This is a genomic window from Arthrobacter sp. fls2-241-R2A-172, from assembly GCF_030208885.1.
Lineage (GTDB): Bacteria > Actinomycetota > Actinomycetes > Actinomycetales > Micrococcaceae > Arthrobacter.
The window spans coordinates 96,351-115,170 of sequence record NZ_JARVTB010000004.1 but is presented as its reverse complement, the minus strand read 5'-3'; the positions used below and the strand labels follow the sequence as shown (position 1 = coordinate 115,170).

The following is an 18,820-nucleotide window of genomic DNA, read 5'->3' as shown; positions in this document are numbered from 1 at the left end:
AACAAGTTAGCACCTGCTAAGCACGTGCAAAAGGCTCAGTTGCTACAGCGATTTGTTGATTTCGAGGCCGACACCGGCCATCCTGGGCATCTTTCCTGCTCAGGCAGGAAATGGGCCTAAAGTCCCGAGTAGGAATGCAGGCCCTGGAAAACAGTGTTGACGAGCGTGAAGTTGATAATGACACACGCGTAACCCACGATCGACAACCACGCAGCGCGGGTTCCGGTCCAGCCACGGGTGGCACGTGCGTGCAAGTAGCCTGCGTAGACAACCCAGATCACGAACGTCCAGACTTCCTTCGGGTCCCAGCCCCAGAACCTGCCCCAGGCCTTCTCGGCCCAGATGGCACCGAACATCAAGGTGAAGGTCCAGCCGATGAAGGCAATGGCGTTGATGCGGTAGGAAAGGTTCTCAAGGCTCAACGCGTTGGGCACCACCCGCATGAACGAGAGGTTGTCCTTGCGACCGGCCGCGAGGTTCTTCTGCCTGTAGGACTGAAGCAACTGCAGCACGGACATGGCGAAAGTCAGGGTGAACAGTGCCGAGGACAGGACCGCGATGGAGACGTGGATGATCAGCCAGTAGCTCTGCAGGGCCGGAACCAGGTGGCCCACCGGGGTCCAGAACGAAACGGAAGCGGCAACCAGCATGATGATGGCCAGGCCAAGGACGAAGGTGCCCAGGAACCGCAGGTCGCGGCGGATCAAAGTAACAAGGAAGACGGCGACAGCCACAAAAGCACCCGTGGTGAGGAACTCGTACATGTTGCCCCACGGCACCCGCCCGGCGCCCAGTGCGCGGGTGATAACGCCAGCGGCGTGGATCAGCACACCCAGGACCGTCAGCGCCACGGCAATGCGCGCGGGTACGCGCCGTTCAGCGGCGTACTTCATGTCGCCTGCCGCGGTTCCGCCCTCAAAGGTGAGGCTCGACGTCGGCCGCTCGGCGCGGCCTGCAGGCCCACCGGCGTCGGCGCCGCCCAGGGCTGCACCTACGCGACCAGCTGCTACCGTCACCTTTTCGCCGGCCGAGCTGGCCGCCGCCTTGAGGTCCACGGCTTGGAACGTCTTGCTGCTTTTCGCCAGGTCCCAAGCGAAGGCAATGAACGCCACGGTGTACGTGCCGGCGGCCAACAGCATGAACAGTTCGCTGTACTGGCCCAGGGTTTCGTTGATGGCTGGCATTACTGGTCCTTCGAGGTTGAGGAAGAGACTGCTGTTGTGGGGGGTGCCTGAGGCGTTTCCGGGAGGTTCCATTCCCGGGCAAAGTGTTCACGGAGGGCCGCGGCCTCGCCGGCCAACCTGTGGTCTTCACCGCGGGCAAGGAGGCCGTATTCCACCATGGTGCGGCCGTCGGCGTGGGTTCCGGTGCGTACCCAGACGCGGCGTCGGTTGACGTACAGGGACGTCATGAGTCCTGCGACTGCCAGGAGGCCGAAAATCAAGGCATACAACTGGCCGGGGTTGTGGTGGATATCCACGCCAATGTACTTTTTCACGCCGTCGAACGTGATGCTGCCCTTGCCTTCGGGCAGGTTGACGGTTGCTCCGGGAGTCAGGGTGATGCCGCCTGCCGCGAGGTTGCGGCTGTTCAACGGCTTGAGCTTCTCGACGTCCAGTTCAAACACGTTCTGGGGCACGCCCTTGTCCAGGCCAAGGTCACCGTAGAACGAGTTGAGGCTCAGCTGCGGGTTGACCAGTTCGGGGGCTCCGCTGAAGGAGATCCCGTCACTGGTGACCAACGCCGTGGGGAGGAAGAAGCCCACGAATCCGAGCTGTTCAGGCTTGGCATCCGGCACCTTGATGACCACGGAGGAGTAGTAGTTGTCGCCTTGGACCTTGGCGATGACCGGGCCTTGGAAGGACACGTTGCCCTCGCCGTCGCGGACGGTCACCATGGGTGCGTAGCCGTTTCCGGTGAGGTACAGGCTGGTTCCGCCCAGGGAAACGGGATCGTTGACCTTGAGGGTTTCCTTTTTGGCCGGCGAATCAGGAGTTTCCTTGGTGGTGACTTCGGCGGTGTAGTCGATGGGCTGGCCGGCCTTGCCCGGTGATTCACGGTCGAACTTGGCATTGAACTTGTCCAGCTGCATGGAGTAAGGCTGCAGGGAACTGCTCTGGAAGTTCGTGCCGGGCGTGAATTGGTCGTAGCCCACCAGGGTGTTCACGAATGTATCGCCCTCCACCAGGATGCGCTGGCCGCTGTAGCCGAAGAGGCCACCAATTGCCACGGACACCAACACCCCGATCAGGGACGTGTGGAACACCAGGTTGCCCACCTCCTTCAGGAAGCCGCGCTCGGCACCCAGGGACGGAAGGTCGCCGTCGGCGTTCCTGACCTCGACGCGGTAGCCGCGTTTCTTAAGCAGTCCAGCGGCATCGTTGATGGCCTTCGACGCCGGGATCCCGGCGTCGGCGGGCAATGCGAGGGTGCCGTACTCCGGCAGGCGGGAAAGGCGCTTGGGAGTGCGCGGGGGCTGCGACTTCATGGCCTTGTAGTGGGCGATCGCGCGCGGAGTGACACAGCCGATCAGCGAGATGAACAGCAGGATGTAGATCGCAGAGAACCAAGCAGACGAGTACACGTCGTAAAGCTGCAGCGCATCCAGGAACTGGCCGTAGGACGGGTTGTCCTTGATGTATTGGGTGACCACGGCAGGGTTGGCGGGCCGTTGCGGGAACAATGACCCGGGAACAGCCCCCACCGCGAGCATGAGCAACAGGAAAAGCGCCGTCCGCATGCTGGTGAGTTGCGTCCAGGCCCAACGCAGCATGCCCCTGAAGCCAAGCGCGGGAAGCGCGGCCTCGGACTTTGCCTGCTGGAGTTTGCCTTCGCCTGCTGTGCCTTCTGCGGTGGCGCGGTCAGCGGGAGGCGACTTCTTCTTGGCTTTCACGGACTCACTCATCAGATCGGCAACTTCACGTCGTTTTGGAACCAGTACTGCAACTCGGTCACCCAGGTCCCCCACACTCCGGTGGCCATCAGGATGCCGAGCAAAATCAGGATGCCTCCGCCGATCCGCTGTATAGCCAGGCGGTGCTTGCGGAAGAAGGACATGACGCCCATGCCGCGGCGAACGGCCAAAGCGATCAGGAGGAACGGAATGCCCAGGCCAAGGCTGTAGATGAAGGCAAGGAATGCACCCTTGGCCGCCGACGAACCGCCGGACAGGCTCAGCAACTGTACCGCGGAGTACGTCGGACCGATGCAGGGTGCCCAGCCGAGGCCGAACGTGAGCCCCAGCAGAGGTGCGCCCCACAGGCCCGCCGGCGGTTTGGCGTGGATTTTCGCGTCACGCTGGAGCCAGCCGAAACCGCCCATGAACACCACGCCCATGACAATCACCAGAAGGCCAAGCACCTGGGTGATCCAGGCGTTCTGCGGACCGGTCAGGAGGGTACCCAACTGGCCGAAGGCACCGCCGAGCAGGACGAAAATCACCGAGAAGCCAAGCACGAACAGGCCGATTCCGGCCAGCATGCGGCCACGCCGCTGCTTTTCAAGGTCGACGCCGGTCAGTCCAGTGACGTAGCCAAGGTACCCGGGCACCAGGGGCAGCACGCATGGCGAGAGGAAGGAGACCAGCCCGGCGAGCAGTGCCACGGGCACAGCCAGCAGCAGGGATCCGTTGAGGATGGTCTCGGCGAAGGGACTGTTCACGGTTCTACTCGGCCACTGCGGAGGTGATGAGGGCCTTCAGGGTGCTCTTTTCAATTTCGCCAAGCACGCGGGAAGCAACCTTGCCCTCCTTGTCCAGGACCAGGGTTGTGGGCACCGCGCCTGGTGGGACGATTCCCGACACGGAGAGCAGCACTGCCCCGTCCTTGTCGTTGAAGCTCGGGTACGTGAGGTTAAACGTCTTGTCGAATGCCTCGGCCGTTGGTTGCTCGTCGCGCAGGTTCACGCCGAAGAACTGGACGCCCTGGTCCTTGAATTCCTGGTGCAGGGCTTCGAGCTGCGGAGCTTCGATGCGGCAGGGAGCGCAGGCGGCAAACCAGAAGTTCAGGACCGTGACCTTGCCCAACAGGTCTTCCGGCTTTACTTCCGCGCCGGTGAACAGTGTGCCTTTGAGTGCCACAGGAGCCGAGCGGTCAGCCTTGGCGAACTCGGTCACGGAGCCGTCGCCGGCTACATAGTTCTTGTTATCGCCCTTCCGGGCCTGTTCGGCCAGGGAGTCCTTTTGGGCGCACGCTGAAAGGCCCATGGTGAGTCCGGCCAGCAGGACACCCCCTGCAGTCAATACTCCTCGGCGTGAAAGATTCTTATCCATGTTCCTTAGGCTCCGGGAGTGCTTGCGGCGCCGGGGAGCAACGCTGCGGCAGGCTCGCTGTATTCGACCCGGACGATCTTGCCGTCCTGGTCCAGGGTGAGGGAAGTCAGGGAGGTGAGGGTGCATTCACGCTTGCGGGGGTCGTGCGCCAGCCGGCGGCCTTCGGCCGTCAAACGGGTGGACCAGATGGGCAGTTGGTGGCTCACCAGGATGGCCTCGGCGCCGTCGCCGCCCAACTCGATGGCCTTGACGCGGGCGTCCTCAACTGCAGCCAGGACACGGGCGGCCTGCTCCTTGTAGGGCTCACCCCAGGACGGCCGCATGGGATTGAGGAAGTAGAACCAGTGCTTGGGCTTGAGGAATTCTCTCTTGGTGGGGTGCAGTCCCTGGAAGTGGTTCTCTGCCTCGATGATCCGGGGTTCCGTGTGGATCTCAAGTCCCAGTGCCTCAGCCGTGGGCAGCGCCGTTTCCTGCGCGCGGGTCAGCGGAGAAGCCGCCAAGTGTACGATCTTGGCGCCTTGGGCAACCTGCGCCGAGAAGTGCTCGGCCAGCATGCGGGCCATCTCACGACCGCGTTCGGAGAGGTGGAATTCCGGCAGGCGACCGTACAGGACGCCGTCGGGATTGTGGACCTCGCCATGGCGAAGCAGATGGACAGTTGCTTGGGGCATGTTTACCAGTTTCTCAAAGAAGCGGGGCGATCCGAAATCTTCTACCGCTAGTAGAACTCAAAGTTTTACAGAAATGTTCCGTGGAGTTGGAATAAAAGATGCATATGCATGTTTATACTAGACACGAAGCTCGGTTGACGCTTCAAGCAATGAGTTCAGCCGGGCAAGCACGCAGTACCTTCCACTACCCATAGGAGCAACACCATGATGACCCTTCCCGCTTCCGTTACGACCGGCACCTGGACCCTCGACGCTTCGCACAGCGAAATCGGCTTCACCGTCCGCCACGCAGGCATCAGCAAGGTCCGCGGCCAGTTCAAGGACGCCTCGGCCACCTTGGAAGTTGGCGAAACCCTGGCGGACTCCAAGGTCTCCGCAACCATCCAGACCGCCAGCTTCGACTCCGGCGACGTCAACCGCGATGGCCACGTCAAGGGCGAAGACTTCTTCGATGTCGAGAAGTTCCCGGAAATCACGTTCGTTTCCCGCCACGTCAAGGCCAACGGAAACAGCTTCGACCTCGTGGGCGATCTCACAATCAAGGGCGTGACCAAGGAGGTTTCCATCGAGACCGAGTTCAACGGCGTGGCCGTCGATCCGTTCGGCAACACCCGCGCAGGCGTTTCCGGCGAAACCACCATCAGCCGCAAGGAATTCGGCCTCACCTGGAACGCAGTCCTCGAAGCCGGTGGCGTCCTGGTCAGCGACAAGGTAGTCATCAACCTGGAACTCGCGTTCATCGCACCGGCTGCCGCCTAAGTCCAGCCTGTACCCCGCGCGGATCCTTCCCTTGTCCGTAACCCCCGCGGCACAACGCCGGGTGTGACTCTCAAGGGCGGGATTCATAGCGGGACCCCCACAACGGCGCCTCCTCAGCATCACGCTGCGGGGGCGCCGTTTGGCTGTCTCGAAGATCACCCGCCAATTATTCGGCAGATACCCCCTGATTAGCTGCGAGTTGGCTCCGAATTTCCTATGCATCCTTCAACCACCGGTCTAAAGTGATGCCATGAGTACCCCAGACGAAGCACCTCAGCCACAGCAGCCCGGCTCACAGCCTCCGCAGCCCGGCAATGTTCCTCCTGCGGGTTACCAGCCACCGCAGGCCTACCAACCACCCCAGGGCTACCAGCCCCCATCCCAACCGGGGCAATACTCCCAGCCCGGAGCGTCCCAACCTGGCCCGGCGCAGCCCGGTGCCGCCCAGCCCGGGTTCCACTTCGAAATGCCCACCGACGGCCCACGCAATTTCAACGACGTCATGCCGCAGGGCGGCTTCTCGGGAATGTTCAAGACGCAGGGCCTTCCCACGGAGTTGAAGGTTTCCTACTTCATCTGGGTGATCTCCGGACTCCTGGGCCTGCTGTTTGGGCTCATCGGATTCTTCGCCGTCATCGCAGCTTTCGCTTTTGCACCGGCGTTCGCCGCGATCGCCCTGGTCCTGCTCCTGCTGGCCCTCGCCGTTGCAGCCGCCCAAGTAATCCTTGCCATGAAGATGAAGGAAGGCAAGGAGTGGGCGCGGCTCGCCTTGACCATCGTGGCCGCCGTTTCACTGTTGCTCGCCATCTTCGGGGCGGCCAACGGTGGAGGTTCCGGCATGGGCCTGGGCGGTAACTGGTTCGGTTTCCTGGTCAGCGCAGTCGCCGTCGTCTTGATGTGGCTGCCCAACTCGCAGCTCTGGTTCAAGGCAGTCAAGGGCCAGGTCTAGCGTCCACGCCAGTTCCGTCGTCGGGCTCTACCGATGTGAAGGCCGCGGTGCAATCCCTACGGATTACCGCGGCCTTCATCATGAAGGCGTAAGCCCACATGATGATTTTCGCCCTAGCCATGGAATTCCTGCGTGTGTTTGGCTATAGCGTCAGACCCGGGATGTACGGTGGAAACAGAACCACGCTGGGGGCAGGGTCATTTTGCTGATCCCGGCGGCCGAACCAGCAGTCGAACAAGCAAAGGAATGCCATGAGCAACCCTCCCTACCCGCCGTCGAACCCGGGTGACGCCAACCAGCCTGAGCAGGCCGGCTCTCAGCCGTCCGCACCTCAGTACGGCCAGCAGTCCCCGCCTTCTGCACCGCAGTACGGGCAGCAGGCTCCGCAGTACGGGCAGCAGTCCCCGCCCGCCGCGCCGCAGTACGGGCAGCAGTCGCCGCCCGCCGCGCCGCAGTATGGGCAGCAGTCGCCCCAGTATGGCCAGCAGGCCTCACCGTACGGCCAAGCCCCGTCCGCGCCCCAGTATGGCCAGGACACCAACTGGCCGAGCCAGCAGCCCGGCCCCACTACGGTGCCGCCGATGGTCAACTACGCCTTCTGGATGATCATCGCAGCCGGCGTCCTCTCAGCCATCAGCTCGCTGCTCCTTGCCACCACCGGTGCTGACGCCTTCATCAACGCCATGAACCAGCAGGCTGCGCAGCAGGGCACCGACCTTCCCGCAGGCTCTATGGAGGGTATGCGGGGCGTCATCTCCGTGAGCGCCATCGTTGGCGCCATCATCTCCCTGGGCCTCTACGCGCTGGTGGGCTTCAACGTCCGCAAGGGCAAGAACTGGGCAAGGATCCTGGGCACCGTATTCGCCGCCATCTCAGTCCTCGGCCTGACCAGCCTCTTCCAGTTCGGCCCCACCTACGGCGTGCTGCAGCTCGTGGTGATCCTGCTGGGTGTTGCAGCAATCGTCATGCTGTACCTGCCGGCGTCGGCTCCTTATTTCCGGAAGCCCCAGCCGTTCGGCAACCCGTACCAGACTCCGTACGGCCGCTAAACCGGCGGGCCCTTCAAAAGGCAACCCAGCGGGCGTAGACCCGGCGAAGGCTAAACAGCCTGGCCCGGTGTCTGCGCCCGTTGTGCGTGGTAAGCCAGGATTTGAAGCTCCGTGGCCATGTCCACCTTGCGGAGGTTGACGTGCGGCGGGACCTGCAGCAGCACCGGAGCGAAACTGAGGATGCTTCGGATTCCAGCGGCGATCACGCGGTCGCAGACTGCCTGCGCCACTGTGGCCGGCAACGCGAGCACCACCATGTTCGTGTGCGTACGCTCCAGCACCCGCTCCAACTCGGCTGAGTCGCTGACCCGCAACCAGCCCACCTCGTTGCCGATCACCATAGGGTCGGCGTCAAAGATAGCGACAACGTCGAAACCCCTGGACTCGAAGCCGCCGTACCGGGCCAACGCCTTGCCGAGGTTACCGGCACCGACGATCGCGACCTTCCAGTCATGGGTCAAGCCCAAGGCCGCGGCGATATGACGGCTCAAGTATTGGACCTCGTAGCCCACGCCGCGGGTGCCATACGAGCCGACGTAGGAGAGGTCTTTGCGGAGAGTGGAGGAACTCACGCCGGAGGCTTCGGCAAGGGCTTCGGACGAAACCCGCTCCACGCCTTCTGCCAGCAAAGAGTTGAGCGCACGCAAATAGAGAGTCATCCGGGCCACAGCCGCGGGTGGGATCTGCTTGGCGGCAGGTTCGTTGTCCTCGGAAGTTGCTTCCGCGGACGGTTCCAGCGCAGTCACGGTATTCTCCATTGCGTCGCTTTGTTGTTCCACTCTATGACCCCCGGGCGGGCTCAACCAAAGCGATTACTTACGGGTAACGGCACCCTCAGCCCTCCAGGGCTTTCTTCAAGGTACGGGTCAGCCGTTCCTCGTCGATCTTCCAAAAATCCCGCTGCACACCGTCAACAAGGACCACGGGAATCTCCTCCGCGAAGCGCTCCCGCAGCTGCGGATCGCCGTCGATACTCTGTTCTTTCCACTCCAGACCGAGGCTTGCGGTGACACGCTCGACGGCGGCACGCGCCTCCGTGCAGAGGTGGCAGTCAGCTTTGGTGAGGAGGACGACGTCGGGAGTAGCCATGGGATAACGGTAACCTCCCAACCAACCCTCACTCACATCCCACCCCCACCCCACCAACCCTCACTCACATCCCACCCCCACCGGAGCGTGTGCCAGTGCGCCAACAGCGAGGTGTACCAGTGATTGACTAGACTCAAGTCATGCCCGAGGAGAAGAACGCCGCTGTCGCCGCAGCTGCCAAAGCGCAGAAGCACACCGGCGAAGCTGCTTTCTTCGACGTCGACAACACGTTGATGAAGGGCGCCAGCCTCTTCCATGTGGCCCGAAAGATGTATGAACGCAAGGCGTTCACCTTGCCGCAGGCTGCTGGTTTTGCTTGGAAGCAGTTCAAGTTCGTGCTGCGCGGCGAGAACATGGAAGACGTTCACGCGGTAAGGGATTCCGCACTCACTCTTGCGGCAGGCATCACTGTTGATGACATCAAAGCCTTGGGCGAAGAGGTCTACGACGAGATGATCGAGTCGCGGATCTGGCCGGGAACCAAGGCTCTGGCTGAACAGCACCTCAGAGTGGGCCGCAAAGTCTGGCTGGTAACGGCAACCCCGATCGAGGTGGCCACCGTAATCTCAACCCGCTTGGGCTTGACGGGCGCGCTGGGTACTGTCGGCGAAGTACACGACGGCATGTACACGGGGAAGCTCGTGGGCGACATCCTGCACGGACCCGCTAAAGCAGTCGCGGTCCAGCTGGTCGCCGACCGCGAGGGTTTGGACCTGGACCACTGCTGGGCCTACAGCGATTCTGCCAACGACATCCCGCTGCTGACCATGGTGGGGCACCCCGTCGTCATTAACCCCGACGCGAAGCTGCGTCGGCACGCCCGCGACAACAATTGGCCCGTCTACGACTTCCGCTCCGGCCGCCGTGCCGCAACTCTCGGGCTCAAAGCAGCTACGGTGGGCGGCGCGATCTATGGTTTGTGGCGGGGCTTCTCCAGGTTCCGCGGCCCCCGCATCTGATCCTCTCTCACGTCCCACCCCCCTTCAAACTAACCCTCGCTCACATCCCACCCCCCTTTAAACTAACCCTCGCTCACATCCCCAGGACGTGGTCCGCGTCCCTGTGGATAACTTCTGCAGCTCCAGCGGGATCTGGGTCAGAATGCCGGTATGCAGATTCCCGTACCCGTGCCCTCCAAGCTGGCATCCGCCCCGTTTACACTTTCGGAGGCCAAGGCCGCCGGCCTCGCCCATCCACAGCTCTGGAAACGCGTCAGTATCGACGCTGTGAGCAAGGGCATATACCGGCCGAAGGACTGGGCCTTTGATCTGGAATCGGCTGCTCGCTCGCTCTCGGCTGCGAGCCCTGGCGCTTGGATCTCACATGTCACTGCCGCCAAGATCCACGGATTTTCACTCCCACCTTGGCTGTCAGATTCCAATGAGCTGCATCTGAGCAAGCCGCGGAGTCTGCCTGCGGTGCGGCGAAAAGGTGTCACCGGCCACACGGTTGTGGTCTCGGAGGGTGAAGTAGAGCTCAATCACGGCATGTGGATCAGTACACGTTCCAGGACCTGGTTGGACTTGGCCCGAATGCTTCCGCTGAATGAACTGGTCAGTGTTGGCGACGAACTCATTCGCATCCCCAGGCCCGAATTTGAGCAAAGGGACGCGCCGTTCACGACCATCCACGAACTACGCACCATGGTGGATCGCCACAAGAACCTGCAGGGCGTTGTCCGTGCGAGGGAAGCACTGGATCTGATGCGGGTCGGTGCCGACTCGGCGCCGGAGACTGCGCTCCGCCTGGCTATGTTCGATGCTGGTCTTCCCGACCCGGAACTACAGGTGCGGCTCTACGTCAACGATCCCTTCTCGCCTTCAGCCGACCTCGGCTACCGCGAGCGTCGGGTCGCTATCCAGTACGACGGCGGTCATCACCTTGCGCAGGAACAGATCCTCAGTGATCGGCGAAGGGACAAGGCATTCGAGGCAGCGGGGTGGACGGTGCTCATCTTCGGTAAGTCGGACCTCGCGGACAACTTCGCGAATGCCACCCGTCAGATCAAAAAGGCTCTAAGAAACGGCTGGGTAGACCCATCGGTCCAGGCGGGCTTCGCGCGGCCCCACGCGTGAGCGAGCGTCCAGGGGAAACAGGCGGAACGTGAGAGAGCGTCCGGCAGGAAACAGGCGGGACGTGAGAGAGCGTCCGGGGGAAACAGCCGGGACGTGAGAGAGCGTCTAGGGGAAACAGGCGGGACGTGAGCGAGCGTCCGGGGTGCAAAAATGCCCGCCACCTCGAAAGGCAACGGGCATTCACGCTTGATGAAGTATCTCTACTTCTTATTGCGGCGCTGGTGGCGGGTCTTGCGAAGCAGCTTGCGGTGCTTCTTCTTGGCCATACGCTTGCGGCGCTTCTTAATAACTGAACCCACGAAAGTTCCTTACAAACTAGAAGGTCCTGTCTGTTGGAACGGATCCGCGGAAGCAGACAGTACAACTGACAGATTCTTACATTGACGTAAAACGTTCCTTAACAGAGTACCGCTTCAAAGGGGCACCCCGTGACCACGGTCCGTGGGGCGGACTGCGGCAGCCTCAGGCGGTCTCGGATTGCCCGTCCACGACAGCACCCTTAAGGTACTGGGATACGGCCTCTTCCGGAACCCGGAACGAACGCCCGAACCTGACGGCGGGCATTTCGCCTGAGTGAACCAGGCGATACACGGTCATTTTGGAAACACGCAAGACGTCGGCCACTTCAGCCACCGTCATGAAACGCGCATTCGAGAAGTTAGTCTCCGCGGACATTTCCCATATTCCTTTGCTCTCAGACAGTAAGACACCCCCAGTAGAACGGTGTGCCGATGCTGAGCCATCCAACAACCATGTGCTAGATACTCTAGAGGCTGATGGGGCCAATGTGAAAGCATTTCCGGAAAGTGGGACCCTACTCCCCCGATGCCACCCGGCGCTTCCGGGCCGAGGCTGCGAGCTGCTCCAACACCGAGGCAGTAACGTCCCACTCCATGCAGGCGTCGGTGACGCTCTGGCCGTAGACGAGTTCCTGCTCTCCGGCCAACTGCTTGGCCGTATCCAGATTCTGCGCCCCACCGACAAGGAAGCTCTCCAGCATCACACCCGCAACAGGCGAAGAAGACCCGGTTTCCAGCTGCGCACCGATTTCGAGTGCAACCTCAGCCTGCCGGTGGTGGCTCTTGCCGCTGTTGGCGTGTGAAGCGTCCACGATGAGGCGCGGGTTGAGTCCCTTGGCGGCGAGCTTGGCCGAGGCCGCTGCGACGTCGTCGGCAGAGTAGTTGGGGCCCTTGCGTCCACCGCGCAGGATCACGTGGGTATCGGGGTTACCGGACGTAGCCACCAAAGCCGCGCGGCCGTCGTCGTCGATTCCCAGGAAAGCCTGCTCAGCGGCAGAGGCACCGCACGCGTCGATGGCTACCTGGAGGTCGCCGTCGGTCCCGTTCTTGAAGCCAATGGGCATGGACAGGCCGGACGCCAACTGGCGGTGGATCTGGCTTTCGGTGGTGCGCGCACCGATGGCGCCCCAGGACACGAGGTCCGCCATGTACTGCGGGCTGATGGGCTCCAGGAATTCAGTGGCCGTCGGCAGGCCCAGGGCTGTGACCTGCTTGAGGAAGCCGCGGGCTGCGCGCAGTCCTGCAGCGATGTCGTGGCTGCCGTCCAGGTGGGGATCGTTGATGAGGCCCTTCCAGCCCACCGTGGTGCGCGGCTTCTCGAAGTAGGTCCGCATGACGATCAGCAGGTCTTCCTTGTGCTTCTCGGCCTGGCTGACCAAACGGCGGGCGTATTCAAGCCCAGCCTTGGGATCATGGATGGAGCATGGACCAACAATGACCAGCAGGCGATCATCCACGCCGTCCATAATGGCGCGGACCTGGTCACGCCCACGGTCGACGACGGCAGCTGAGCGGGCGTCCAGCGGCAACTCAGCGATGAGGTCCTGGGGAGCCGGCAGCGGCTCGAAGCGCGCTACCCGCAAGTTGGAGGTTGAGGGCTGCGCGGCGTCAGCGGTGTCGGGGGCTGAAAGCGATTCTGCGGGTTCTGCGGCGATGCTGGTCATGTCTGGGTCCTGTCCGGGATGCGGAGCGGGCCCCTTTTCAGAACCCGCCGGATATGGCGAAGGGCAGAGAATGATCTCTGCCCTGTTGGCTCTGAAGGAAAGTTGGATGCGTGTCAGTTAGACGCGGGCCCCTCCAGAGCCAACGAAAAATACGCATACCAACGGTTTGTCATAGCCACACCATAACCATGCCCGGTCAAACCCGGCAAATTTTGTCCACTATGAGGACAACAGCTTGCGCAGGTACTGCAGCTGCCTGACCCAGTGGTGTTCCTGGCCGCCTTCGTGGTTGTTGAAACGGTAGACCTCTATGTCCTTCTCCGGCGCCCCAGCATCCAGACCGTAGTTGTTGTAGCTCGCGAACACCGTAGAGGGCGGGCAAATGTCGTCCATTTGGGCTGCGGAAAAGAGCGCCGGGACGGTGGCCGCGCGGCCCAGGTGGACGCCGTCGAAGTAGTTCAGCACTGCGAGCATGGCGTCGTAGCGGTCCCTGTGCCGGCCGAGGAACGAGGCGATTTCGGGGTAGGGCCCGCGCGGCGTAATGTCGATGGCACGCGGGAAGTCCTGCAGGAACGGGACGTCGGGCAGCGCGGCAATAACGCCGTCGAGCCGTCCGGCCACAAGGCCCGCGGTAGCGACGGTGATGCCGCCGCCTTGGCTCACGCCGGTCAGGACCACTTTGGAGGGGTCGACGGCGGGATGGTTCTGCGCCGCTTCTACCGCCCGGAAGGCGTCCACGTAAACCCGACGGAAGTAGTAGTTGTCCGGATGGTCGGCGCCGCGGGTCATGAGGCCGGCATAGTTGACCCCGCCCGCCGAGGGGTGCGGATCCGGGGTATCGCCGGAGACACCGCCGTAGCCCTGGCCGCGGCTGTCCATGATGAAGTGCGCGTAGCCTGCCTGCGCCCAGCGCGTGTTCTGGTTGACCAGTCCACGGCCGCCTGAATAGCCGATGTACTCCACCACTACCGGGAGCTGAGCGCCGGGTTCACGATCCGCCGGCACGTGGAGCCAACCCTTGATGCGGTCTCCCCCGAATCCGGAGAAGGTGACATCGAAGGTGTCGATCACCGTGAGGTAGTTGTCCACCGGCTCGAACACTGCGTCCAGCGGCAGGGCCCTTGCTTCGGTGATGGTGCGGTCCCAGAAAGCGTCAAGGTCAGCCGGCGCCACAGCTGTGGAGGTGTAGTCGCGAAGCTGTTCGAGGGGCAGGTCAAAAAGAGGCATGAGGAGATCCTACGTCATAGGTTAGTGCGCGCCGTCACAGGACGTAGCGGCTGGATTGGGCTGATGGTGAGGTTGCGGTACGCGGCTTTGAGCGGAGCCATCTGGCGGATCCCAAAGTAGCCGCCGCCCAGCGGCTCCGGGCCGGGGTCAACCCAGTCGAACAACGGCAGGCCATTGATCGAAAAGGCCACACGTGGCCCGTCCTTGAGCACTTCCAGCTGGTAGAAACCGTCGGCATCCTCGGCCGGAGGAAGGGGGTCGGCGCCTTGGGCCACGAGTTCGAACCCCGCACTTTTGCGGAGATTGCAGGTGCGGAAAGCTCGCTCCAAGGCGTGCTTGTGCCGGAAATAGGAGACATGAAGGGCGTCGATATCCCCCGAGTGGTATTGCGGGTAATAGCCGGTCCGGGGAGCAAGGGTCGTGGAGAACAGGTCCTCGCCGCCGTGCCCCCGGGCCGCGAAAAACACCATGGCCAGGCCGGGTTCCTCCAGCGGCCGGAACTCCCAGGCGATCCGGACGGAATCCGGGATTTCTTCCGGGCACCACAGGGTCCAATGGGCGTGGTCGCCGTGGACTTCAGCGTCAAGGGCGCCCGAGAGGACCAGCGCGCTGGTGCCGCCGCCGCGGGAAGCCGGCCCGCCGTCGTCGTACGTTTGGAACTGGACCGGACCCTCCGCGATCCAGGTGCGAACGTCAGCAGGTCCCCGCAAGGGGTTGGAGTAGATCAAGCGCGTGCCCCAACAAAGCCGAGGGTTTCCAGCTGTCCCGCCACGTATCCGGCAATCATTGTGGCCCCCTTCTGGTGGAAGTGCGTGTTGTCCTCCAGGCCGCCGGCCCAGTGCGCATGCTCGCCGGGGGCAAAGTGGGAGAACAGCTCCTTGGACTTCTCCTCCCCAAGCTCTTCGTACAGTGTCCGGGTCCACTGGTTGAGGTCGATGACGTCCAGGCCCAGCTCGCTTCCGAGTTCACGCACGACGTCGGGATACTCACCCAGCGTCTCGTGCAGGGTGCCGGCGAGGAAGTACCGACGCTCCACCGACGTGCACAGGATGGGCACGCCACCCTTGGAGCGGACCTCGGCCACCATGCGACGAAGGTTCTCTAAGTAGCCCGTCCGCGCCGCGAGGTGTTCACGCTTCTGGTCGTTGTGCCCGAACTGGATGAGCACCACGTCGCCCACCACGGTCTGGTTCAGCAGCTGGGTCCAGAGCCCCTCCTCACGGAACGACTCCGTGGTGGCGCCGCCCTTGGCGAAATTGTGGACGGCACCCCACCAGTAGGTTTCGGGGGCGAGGTGGGCGCCCCAGCCGCTCATCGGGTATTCGTAACTGGGGCAGGCGGCCACGGTGGAGTCGCCCGCGAGGAGGATTTTCATGGTTGTACCTTTCAATGCGCCTCAGCCCTTGACCGAGCCGATCAGCATGCCCTTGGCGAAGTGCTTCTGCAGGAAGGGGTAGAAGATCAGGATGGGGAGGGTGGCCACCACGATCACGGCGAACTTGATGCCTTGCTCGGGCGGTATGTAGCTCGGGTCCACGTTCCCGGTGCCCAGGAGGTCGGACGCTGCGGTGACCTGGCGGAGGTACATCTGCAGGGTCCACATGTTGTTGTCGCTCAGGTAGAGCAGTGGAGACATGAAGTCGTTCCAGATTCCCACCGCGTAGAAGAGGGCGAACGTGGCCAGCACCGGTTTGGACAGCGGCAACAGAATCCGCCAGAGGATCCCGATTTCCGTGGCGCCGTCCATCATTGCCGACTCTTCCAACTCGTCCGGGAGTTCCTGGAAGAAGTTCTTGATGATGATCAGGCTGAACGGGTTGATGGCCGCCGGCAGGATCAGGGCCCAGTAGGTGTTCAGCAGGCCCAGGTCCTTGACCAGCAGGAACGTGGGAATCATGCCGCCGGAGAACACCATGGCGAAAACCACCAGGGACATGATGAGCTTCCGGCCGCGCAGGTTCTTCTTCGCCAGCGGGTAGGCCATGGTGACGGTCAGGATCAACTGGATCAAGGTACCCACCAGTGTTACCAGCACTGTGGTGACCAGTGCCTTGGTGAACGCCGGAGTAGAGAAGATGTACTCGTAAGCCGAGAGGGTGAACTGTTCGGGCCAGACGAAGAACGCCCGCCGGGTGATTTCGGCTTCGTTGGCGAAGGAGCCGGCCAACACATAGACGAACGGCAGCAGCGTGATGATGCCGACCAGGCTGAGGAAAACGTAGTTGGCGGCGTCGAAAACCCGGCCGCCGCGGGTGTTGTGAATCTTCATTTAGAACAGTCCGCTCTGGTTGAACCGCTTGGAAAGCCAGTTGGTGCCAAAGATCAGCACGATGCCTACCAGGGATTTGAAGAGTCCGACGGCGGTGCTGTAGCTGTAGGCGCCCTGGGTGATGCCCACGAAGTAGACGTAGGTATCGAAGACGTCGGCCACGCTGCGGTTGAGGGCGTTGGTCATGAGGTAGATCTGCTCAAAGCCGGTATTGAGCATCTGCCCGATGGCCAGGATCAGCATCACGATGATGGTGGACCGGATGCCGGGCAGGGTGATGTGCCAGACGCGCCGGAACCTGCCTGCGCCGTCAATGATGGCCGCCTCGTACTGGTCCTGGTCCACTGTGGCCAGCGCCGCCAGGAAGATGATGGTTCCCCAGCCGGTGTTCTTCCAGATCTCCTGGAGCACGATCAGTGGCCGGAACCAGTTGGGATCGGACAGGATATCCACGTTTGTCCCCAAGAGCCCGTTCACGAACTGGAACAGCGGGCCGATGTCCAGGGCAAAGAGCAGGAAGCTCAAGGACGCCACGATGGTCCACGACAGGAAGTGCGGGATGTACACCAGTGTCTGGACGGTGCGCTTGAGCACTGACAGGCGGACCTCGTTGAGCAGCAGTGCCAGGATGATCGTCAGCGGAAACGCGATCCCCAGGTTCAGGAACGCAAGGATCAGGGTGTTGCCGAGCAACCGCGGGAAGTCGGGGTTCGCGAAGAAGTCAGTGAAGTTGGTTACACCCACCCACGGGCTGCCGTTGACGCCGAGGAACGGAACGTAGTCCTTGAACGCAATGGACACGCCGTACATGGGCCCGTACCGGAAGACCGCAAAGTAGAGGACTCCGGGCAGAAGCAGCAGATACAGCCACTTGTAGTGCGCAAAGTGGACGGCGAACCCACGCCGCCGCGGGGCGGGCGGCTTGGCGGCCACCCGCTCCGGGGCCTTGGCTTCAACAACCGGCGCGGTCACTTCTTGTTGTCCTGCCACAGCTTGTTGATTTCTTCCTTGACCTTGTCACCGCCGCTGGTGTTCCACAGCTTGATGGCGTCCTTCAGGCCCTGTTCGTCGGTCTGGCCTGCCAAGTACTTGATCCGGGCATCGGCCACGATGTTGTCCAGTTGGGCACCCTTGGCAACATAGGTGGGCGACACGAACGCCGCTGCCGGGTTGTAGACGGCGCTCTTGAGGTCCTTGGCCATGACGGCTACACGGTCATCGAACACCTTCTGCTCGTACTCGGAGGCCTGCTTGACGGGGTAGAAGTTGTTGCCGGTGACGTTGGTTCCGAGCTGGGCGAAGCTCTTGATGTCGGTATTGACGGCCTTGCCCTCAGGAGTTTCAGGCTTGATGGTGGCGGCCAGGCCGTCCACGACGTTGAAGTTCACGCCCTCGATCCCGTTGTTGATCAGGACGGCTGCTTCTTTGCTGTTCAGCTTGTCCAGGAAGGTCAGGACGTTCTTCAGGTCTGCCTCGGTTTTGACGCTGGACTTGGGGATGGCCAGGAAACCGGAGTAGCCATCGGTGGGGTGGGCGTGCAGTTCGCCGTCGGGACCCTTGAGGCTGCCCACGAAGCCCACCTTGTTTTGGAAGTCGTTGGGGTTGGCCTGCTTGAACAGGTTGATCAGCACGCTCGCCCGGGAATCGACGTCGATGATGATTCCACCCTTGCCGTTGAAGAACGGCTCGTTCCACTTGGTGCTGTCGAAGGTGGCGAAATCGGGGTTGATCAGCTTTTCATCCACCATTTTCTTGATGAAGCGGTTGGCCTCAAGGAATTCCTCGGTTTCAAAGCTGGGAACGAGTTTTCCGTCGCGTTCGGCCCAACGGTTTCCGGCGCCGTACCAGGTTTCGATGAGGTCGTAGGGGCTGTTGGTGCCCAGCCCGCCCCACTTGGGGATGGTGATTCCGTAGGTGTCGTTCTGGCCGTTGCCGTCCGGGTCCTGCTCGGTGAACGCCTTGGCTACTTTGTAGAGGTCCTCTGTGGTTTCTGGTGCCTTGAGGCCGAGTTTGTCCAGCCAGTCCTGGCGGAACATCACGGCAGCACGGATCGGGTTGCGGCCGCGGTAGACGCCGTAGACCTTGCCGTTGACGCTGGCGTTTTGCTGGACCTCCGGGAAGGTGGTTTTGAGGTTCGGGTAGTCCTTGAGTTTGTCTGTCAGGTCCCAGAATGCACCGGCTTCGGCGTTCTTCACGAAGCCGGGCGTCTTGCCTTGGACCACCAGCACATGCGGGATGTCGGAGGACGCCAGCGTGATGTTCATCTTGTCTTCGTAGGATGCGTTGGGCGTCCACGTGATGTTGACGTCCTTGCCCGTGAGCTCCTCGAGCTTTTTCTGGACGGCGCCGTCGGCTGTTGGCGGTTGCGCCTCCAGGAACGGTGCCATGATCTTGACGGATGAAAGGTCCGACGCCGGCGCTTCGCCACCGCAGGCGGTCAGCGCCAAGGCAGCGGATACGACGACGGCGGCGGCCAGCGTGTGTTTTCTACGGATCATT

At 62.3% G+C, this 18,820-nt stretch carries 21 protein-coding genes; 5 read left to right on the top strand and 16 right to left on the bottom strand.

The features are described 5' to 3' along the window. Positions 1-116: 116 nt before the first annotated feature. From ccsB to QRM57_RS08755, 5 genes are read right to left on the bottom strand one after another with little or no spacing between them, the layout of a single operon-like run. Positions 117-1,184, bottom strand: coding sequence for a c-type cytochrome biogenesis protein CcsB (ccsB, locus tag QRM57_RS08775; RefSeq protein ID WP_235517350.1), 1,068 nt, complete (start codon positions 1,182-1,184; stop codon positions 117-119). Next, the gene (resB, locus tag QRM57_RS08770; RefSeq protein WP_284986299.1) at positions 1,184-2,905 is read right to left on the bottom strand and encodes a cytochrome c biogenesis protein ResB; all 1,722 of its coding nucleotides are present in this window, start codon (positions 2,903-2,905) and stop codon (positions 1,184-1,186) included. Before resB ends, ccsB begins: the two co-directional genes overlap by 1 nt. Continuing rightward, a complete protein-coding gene (locus QRM57_RS08765) occupies positions 2,905-3,660 on the bottom strand; it encodes a cytochrome c biogenesis CcdA family protein (protein WP_284986298.1) in 756 nt (251 codons plus the stop codon). The genes resB and QRM57_RS08765 overlap by 1 nt, the downstream gene beginning before the upstream one ends. A gap of 4 nt (positions 3,661-3,664) precedes the next feature. Continuing rightward, positions 3,665-4,270, bottom strand: a complete 606-nt coding sequence (locus tag QRM57_RS08760; protein ID WP_235517352.1) for a TlpA family protein disulfide reductase — start codon at positions 4,268-4,270, stop codon at positions 3,665-3,667. Positions 4,271-4,275: 5 nt separating this feature from the next. Continuing rightward, positions 4,276-4,941 carry a histidine phosphatase family protein gene (locus QRM57_RS08755; RefSeq protein ID WP_284986297.1) on the bottom strand — a complete coding sequence of 222 codons (666 nt, stop codon included), beginning with the start codon at positions 4,939-4,941 and terminating at the stop codon, positions 4,276-4,278. A gap of 207 nt (positions 4,942-5,148) precedes the next feature. Between QRM57_RS08755 and QRM57_RS08750 the strand changes: the two genes are divergently transcribed. The 3 genes from QRM57_RS08750 to QRM57_RS08740 all read left to right on the top strand — a co-directional run bounded on the left by QRM57_RS08750 (position 5,149) and on the right by QRM57_RS08740 (position 7,698). Then, a complete protein-coding gene (locus tag QRM57_RS08750) occupies positions 5,149-5,700 on the top strand; it encodes a YceI family protein (protein WP_235518626.1) in 552 nt (183 codons plus the stop codon). A 250-nt stretch (positions 5,701-5,950) separates the two neighbouring features. Beyond that, positions 5,951-6,649 carry a hypothetical protein gene (locus QRM57_RS08745; protein WP_257370963.1) on the top strand — a complete coding sequence of 233 codons (699 nt, stop codon included), beginning with the start codon at positions 5,951-5,953 and terminating at the stop codon, positions 6,647-6,649. Between the two features lie 251 nt (positions 6,650-6,900). After that, positions 6,901-7,698 carry a hypothetical protein gene (locus QRM57_RS08740; RefSeq protein WP_257370871.1) on the top strand — a complete coding sequence of 266 codons (798 nt, stop codon included), beginning with the start codon at positions 6,901-6,903 and terminating at the stop codon, positions 7,696-7,698. Positions 7,699-7,748: 50 nt separating this feature from the next. On the opposite strand, the gene QRM57_RS08735 is transcribed toward QRM57_RS08740, so the two are convergent. Both QRM57_RS08735 and QRM57_RS08730 read right to left on the bottom strand, forming a co-directional pair. Next, positions 7,749-8,456, bottom strand: a complete 708-nt coding sequence (locus QRM57_RS08735) for a redox-sensing transcriptional repressor Rex (RefSeq protein WP_235517356.1) — start codon at positions 8,454-8,456, stop codon at positions 7,749-7,751. Positions 8,457-8,532: 76 nt separating this feature from the next. Next, complete coding sequence (locus tag QRM57_RS08730) at positions 8,533-8,787, bottom strand: glutaredoxin family protein (protein WP_257370872.1); 255 nt, start codon at positions 8,785-8,787, stop codon at positions 8,533-8,535. A gap of 140 nt (positions 8,788-8,927) precedes the next feature. Here QRM57_RS08730 and QRM57_RS08725 point away from each other — a divergent pair, with 140 nt between their 5' ends. Continuing rightward, positions 8,928-9,746 carry an HAD family hydrolase gene (locus QRM57_RS08725; protein ID WP_257370873.1) on the top strand — a complete coding sequence of 273 codons (819 nt, stop codon included), beginning with the start codon at positions 8,928-8,930 and terminating at the stop codon, positions 9,744-9,746. Positions 9,747-9,896: 150 nt separating this feature from the next. Further along, positions 9,897-10,862, top strand: a complete 966-nt coding sequence (locus QRM57_RS08720) for a DUF559 domain-containing protein (protein ID WP_284986296.1) — start codon at positions 9,897-9,899, stop codon at positions 10,860-10,862. A 200-nt stretch (positions 10,863-11,062) separates the two neighbouring features. Here the strand turns inward: QRM57_RS08720 and QRM57_RS08715 are convergent, their stop codons facing one another. The 9 genes from QRM57_RS08715 to QRM57_RS08675 form a co-directional block, all read right to left on the bottom strand. After that, complete coding sequence (locus tag QRM57_RS08715) at positions 11,063-11,161, bottom strand: 30S ribosomal protein bS22 (RefSeq protein ID WP_003792170.1); 99 nt, start codon at positions 11,159-11,161, stop codon at positions 11,063-11,065. Between the two features lie 163 nt (positions 11,162-11,324). Beyond that, positions 11,325-11,537, bottom strand: coding sequence for a helix-turn-helix domain-containing protein (locus tag QRM57_RS08710; protein ID WP_211713427.1), 213 nt, complete (start codon positions 11,535-11,537; stop codon positions 11,325-11,327). Between the two features lie 139 nt (positions 11,538-11,676). Further along, a complete protein-coding gene (locus QRM57_RS08705; protein WP_284986295.1) occupies positions 11,677-12,825 on the bottom strand; it encodes a 3-deoxy-7-phosphoheptulonate synthase in 1,149 nt (382 codons plus the stop codon). A 219-nt stretch (positions 12,826-13,044) separates the two neighbouring features. Then, positions 13,045-14,052 carry an acetylxylan esterase gene (locus tag QRM57_RS08700; protein WP_284986294.1) on the bottom strand — a complete coding sequence of 336 codons (1,008 nt, stop codon included), beginning with the start codon at positions 14,050-14,052 and terminating at the stop codon, positions 13,045-13,047. 14 nt (positions 14,053-14,066) lie between these two features. Continuing rightward, positions 14,067-14,780: a DUF1961 family protein gene (locus tag QRM57_RS08695; protein WP_284986293.1), complete on the bottom strand. Its 714-nt coding sequence runs from the start codon at positions 14,778-14,780 to the stop codon at positions 14,067-14,069. Further along, positions 14,777-15,427, bottom strand: a complete 651-nt coding sequence (locus QRM57_RS08690) for a rhamnogalacturonan acetylesterase (protein ID WP_257370889.1) — start codon at positions 15,425-15,427, stop codon at positions 14,777-14,779. Before QRM57_RS08690 ends, QRM57_RS08695 begins: the two co-directional genes overlap by 4 nt. 21 nt (positions 15,428-15,448) lie before the next feature. Beyond that, positions 15,449-16,321 carry a carbohydrate ABC transporter permease gene (locus QRM57_RS08685; RefSeq protein WP_284986292.1) on the bottom strand — a complete coding sequence of 291 codons (873 nt, stop codon included), beginning with the start codon at positions 16,319-16,321 and terminating at the stop codon, positions 15,449-15,451. Continuing rightward, positions 16,322-17,311, bottom strand: a complete 990-nt coding sequence (locus QRM57_RS08680) for an ABC transporter permease (RefSeq protein WP_284986291.1) — start codon at positions 17,309-17,311, stop codon at positions 16,322-16,324. After that, positions 17,290-18,819, bottom strand: a complete 1,530-nt coding sequence (locus tag QRM57_RS08675; protein WP_257370892.1) for an extracellular solute-binding protein — start codon at positions 18,817-18,819, stop codon at positions 17,290-17,292. The genes QRM57_RS08680 and QRM57_RS08675 overlap by 22 nt, the downstream gene beginning before the upstream one ends. Between the last annotated feature and the right edge of the window lies 1 nt (position 18,820).

What these genes read in the sequence shown, in the direction of transcription:
- ccsB (WP_235517350.1), bottom strand. Translation starts at nt 1,184, where the DNA reads ATGCCAGCCATCAACGAAACCCTGGGCCAGTACAGCGAACTGTTCATG.
- resB (WP_284986299.1), bottom strand. Translation starts at nt 2,905, where the DNA reads ATGAGTGAGTCCGTGAAAGCCAAGAAGAAGTCGCCTCCCGCTGACCGC.
- QRM57_RS08760 (WP_235517352.1), bottom strand. Translation starts at nt 4,270, where the DNA reads ATGGATAAGAATCTTTCACGCCGAGGAGTATTGACTGCAGGGGGTGTC.
- QRM57_RS08755 (WP_284986297.1), bottom strand. Translation starts at nt 4,941, where the DNA reads ATGCCCCAAGCAACTGTCCATCTGCTTCGCCATGGCGAGGTCCACAAT.
- QRM57_RS08750 (WP_235518626.1), top strand. Translation starts at nt 5,149, where the DNA reads ATGACCCTTCCCGCTTCCGTTACGACCGGCACCTGGACCCTCGACGCT.
- QRM57_RS08745 (WP_257370963.1), top strand. Translation starts at nt 5,951, where the DNA reads ATGAGTACCCCAGACGAAGCACCTCAGCCACAGCAGCCCGGCTCACAG.
- QRM57_RS08740 (WP_257370871.1), top strand. Translation starts at nt 6,901, where the DNA reads ATGAGCAACCCTCCCTACCCGCCGTCGAACCCGGGTGACGCCAACCAG.
- QRM57_RS08735 (WP_235517356.1), bottom strand. Translation starts at nt 8,456, where the DNA reads ATGGAGAATACCGTGACTGCGCTGGAACCGTCCGCGGAAGCAACTTCC.
- QRM57_RS08730 (WP_257370872.1), bottom strand. Translation starts at nt 8,787, where the DNA reads ATGGCTACTCCCGACGTCGTCCTCCTCACCAAAGCTGACTGCCACCTC.
- QRM57_RS08725 (WP_257370873.1), top strand. Translation starts at nt 8,928, where the DNA reads ATGCCCGAGGAGAAGAACGCCGCTGTCGCCGCAGCTGCCAAAGCGCAG.
- QRM57_RS08720 (WP_284986296.1), top strand. Translation starts at nt 9,897, where the DNA reads ATGCAGATTCCCGTACCCGTGCCCTCCAAGCTGGCATCCGCCCCGTTT.
- QRM57_RS08710 (WP_211713427.1), bottom strand. Translation starts at nt 11,537, where the DNA reads ATGTCCGCGGAGACTAACTTCTCGAATGCGCGTTTCATGACGGTGGCT.
- QRM57_RS08705 (WP_284986295.1), bottom strand. Translation starts at nt 12,825, where the DNA reads ATGACCAGCATCGCCGCAGAACCCGCAGAATCGCTTTCAGCCCCCGAC.
- QRM57_RS08700 (WP_284986294.1), bottom strand. Translation starts at nt 14,052, where the DNA reads ATGCCTCTTTTTGACCTGCCCCTCGAACAGCTTCGCGACTACACCTCC.
- QRM57_RS08690 (WP_257370889.1), bottom strand. Translation starts at nt 15,427, where the DNA reads ATGAAAATCCTCCTCGCGGGCGACTCCACCGTGGCCGCCTGCCCCAGT.
- QRM57_RS08685 (WP_284986292.1), bottom strand. Translation starts at nt 16,321, where the DNA reads ATGAAGATTCACAACACCCGCGGCGGCCGGGTTTTCGACGCCGCCAAC.
- QRM57_RS08675 (WP_257370892.1), bottom strand. Translation starts at nt 18,819, where the DNA reads ATGATCCGTAGAAAACACACGCTGGCCGCCGCCGTCGTCGTATCCGCT.